We start from the raw sequence: 2,784 nt of genomic DNA on the forward strand, positions 1-2,784 counted from the left end.
CCGCCGAATCGCCCTCCACCACATACAGTTCCGACTTGCTCGGATCGGTGGAGCGGCAGTCGGCGAGCTTGCCGGGCAGCCCACCGATGTCGGTGGCGCTCTTACGGCGCACCAGCTCACGCGCCTTGCGTGCCGCGATCCGCGCCTGCGCCGACGAAACCGCTTTGTTGATCACGGTTTTCGCCTCGGCGGGATTCGACTCGAACCAGTGGCTGAGCTGTTCGTTGCAGATCTTCTGCACGAACGACTTCACCTCGGTGTTGCCCAGCTTGGTCTTGGTCTGGCCTTCGAACTGCGGCTGGGACACCTTCACCGAGATCACGGCGGCCAGCCCCTCGCGGATGTCGTCACCGGTGAGGTTCGGATCCTTGTCCTTCAGCAGCTTCTTGTCCTTGGCGTACTTGTTGACCACCGAGGTCAGTGCCGCCCGGAAGCCCTCCTCGTGGGTGCCGCCCTCGTGGGTGTTGATCGTGTTCGCGAACGTGTGCACCGATTCCGAGTAACCGGCGTTCCACTGCATCGCGATCTCGACCTCGTGGCCCTCGCCCTTGCCGTCGAAATCGATGACGCTGGGCTGGATCGGAGTCTTGGTCCGGTTGATGTGCTTGACGAAGTCGACCAGGCCGCCGGGGTAGTGGAAGACCCGGTGCTTGACCTTGTGCGGCGCCGAGGCCTCCGCGGCCTTCTCCTCGGCCGACTTCGGCGCCTCGGCGTGGTCGCTGACGACGTCATCGACGATCTCCTCGGCGGTGACGCGTTCGTCGGTGAGCTCGATGGTCAGGCCCTTGTTCAGGAACGCCATCTCCTGCAGCCTGCGCGCGATCGTCTCGAAGTCGTAATTGGTGGTCTCGAAAATGTCGGGATCGGCCCAGAACCGGATGGTCGTGCCGGTCTTGTTGGTCTTCTCACCCTGCTTCAGGGTCCCCGGGACCGAACGGTCGTACGTCTGGAACCACTCGTAGCCGTCCTTGCGGATGTCGGCCTCCAGGCGCGTCGACAGCGCGTTCACCACCGACACACCGACGCCGTGCAGACCACCGGACACCTGGTAGGCGCCTTCTTCGAACTTGCCGCCAGCGTGCAGCACGGTCATGACCACGTCGACGGTCGGGATGCCGGTGGCGTGCATCGCGACCGGGATGCCGCGGCCGTCGTCGGTGACCTGAACTCCACCGTCCTCGAGGATTCTGACGTCCACCTTGGTCGCGAACCCCGCCATCGCCTCGTCGACCGCGTTGTCGACCACCTCCCAGATAAGGTGGTGCAGACCGCGCTCACCGGTCGAACCGATGTACATGCCCGGCCGCTTACGTACCGCCTCCAGGCCTTCGAGGACCTTGATGGAATCGGCGCCGTACTCAGCCGGAGCGTTCTTCTTCTGGGCAGCCACGTTGGACGCGTCTCCTTGGTCTTTAGCGGGATTGCCGACTCAGGGGTCGCTACCCCTCGCGGATCACCGTGACAGTCTACCTTCACACACCGTCAGGACCGATTCTGCAGCGGCGTTTCCACATACCTAAAAGCGACGTGCGCGGAATTTCTCGGACGTAGATAGGTCTTGACGGCGTGGAAAGTGCGTGATCGTGTCCTGGCGGCTCTGAAGGCTGTGCCCGCTAGCAGGTCAGCCGTAGGTGTCCCGCGGGCCGCGGCCGGGCACCCGGTACGGACCCTTCCGCCAGGACGGACCGACCGGGCCGACGATCTTCAGCGACGTGACCACGCCGTCACCCACCGCGGCGGCGATCTTGGCCAGGATCTGCGCCTGCACCATCCGAAGCTGGGTGGCCCACGCCGTGGATTCGGCCGACACCGTGAGGACGCCTTCGTGCAGTGCGGTCGGGGCGGCGTGCGCGGCGATCTGTTCCCCGACCACGGCCCGCCACCTGCCGAAGACCGCGCCCTCGGCCACCCGGGCCGACCAGCCGCGGCTGCGCGCGACCTCGTTGGTCAACGCACCGAACAACTGCGGGTCACGGCTGTCCGGTCCCGGGCCGGACCATCGGCGCCTGCCACTGCCGGCCACCCGCCGTGCGGCCGGGGCACGCCGGCCCAGGCCGACGTCCTTGCCCTGCTGGCGGGCCGCACCCCGTGCCTCCTCCAGCGTCCGGCGCACCAGGTCCATACCCTTGAGCCCCTCGAGATGCGCCGGTGGCCGCAGGTCGTCGTCCTCGGTCATGCCTGCACCACCGAGATCCGTCCGGTGTCGCTGTCGGCCATCGCGATCTCGATACGCCGGGCGTCCCACTCGGCCGGGATGTCCTCGTGTACGGCGGCGGTGACGAGCACCTGCTCGGCCGAGGCCGCCACCTGCGCCAGAGCCTGCCGCCGCGCAGTGTCGAGCTCGGCGAACACGTCGTCGAGCAACAGCACCGGATCGCCTCCTTCGGCTCGCAGCAGTTCGTACGCGGCCAGCCGCAACGCCAGCGCCATCGACCAGGACTCACCGTGGCTGGCGAAGCCCTTCGCCACCTGATCACCGAGCCGTAATTCCAGATCGTCGCGGTGCGGACCGACAAGGCAGACCCCACGCTCGAGCTCGGCGTCCCGACGCCGGCTCAACGCATCCAGCAGCGCCGCCTCGAACATCTCGACGTCGCTGTTACCGACTGCGGCCTCGGTCTCGACGACCTCGACCCCACTGCGATACCGGATCGCCGCGGCACGTGACGCCGGCGCCAGCAGCTGGTAGGCCTTCTCCACCTCGGCGGCCAGCTCGTTGACGAGTTGCACTCGGGCCGTGATCAATTGGGCTCCGTGGTGGGCGAGATGCCCGTCCCACACGTC

3 protein-coding genes are annotated in these 2,784 nt (G+C 67.1%); all 3 read right to left on the minus strand.

All coding sequences use genetic code 11. The annotated features are described in order from the left end of the window. A partial coding sequence (locus ASJ79_RS21945) for an ATP-binding protein (protein ID WP_067959880.1) occupies positions 1-1,390 on the minus strand: 1,390 nt, incomplete at its 3' end. Between the two features lie 231 nt (positions 1,391-1,621). Beyond that, on the minus strand, positions 1,622-2,176 hold the full coding sequence (locus ASJ79_RS21950) for a DUF721 family protein (protein ID WP_067959883.1): 555 nt from the start codon (positions 2,174-2,176) through the stop codon (positions 1,622-1,624). After that, the coding region (gene recF / locus ASJ79_RS21955) for a DNA replication and repair protein RecF (RefSeq protein ID WP_156448574.1) at positions 2,173-2,784 on the minus strand (612 nt) is incomplete at its 5' end. The genes ASJ79_RS21950 and recF, both read right to left, overlap by 4 nt.

Source organism: Mycobacterium sp. NAZ190054, assembly GCF_001545925.1.
In the GTDB taxonomy this organism is placed as follows: domain Bacteria; phylum Actinomycetota; class Actinomycetes; order Mycobacteriales; family Mycobacteriaceae; genus Mycobacterium.

Bases quoted from the DNA above. Each gene is read 5' to 3' on its own strand.
- ASJ79_RS21950 (WP_067959883.1), bottom strand. From the start codon at position 2,176: ATGACCGAGGACGACGACCTGCGGCCACCGGCGCATCTCGAGGGGCTC.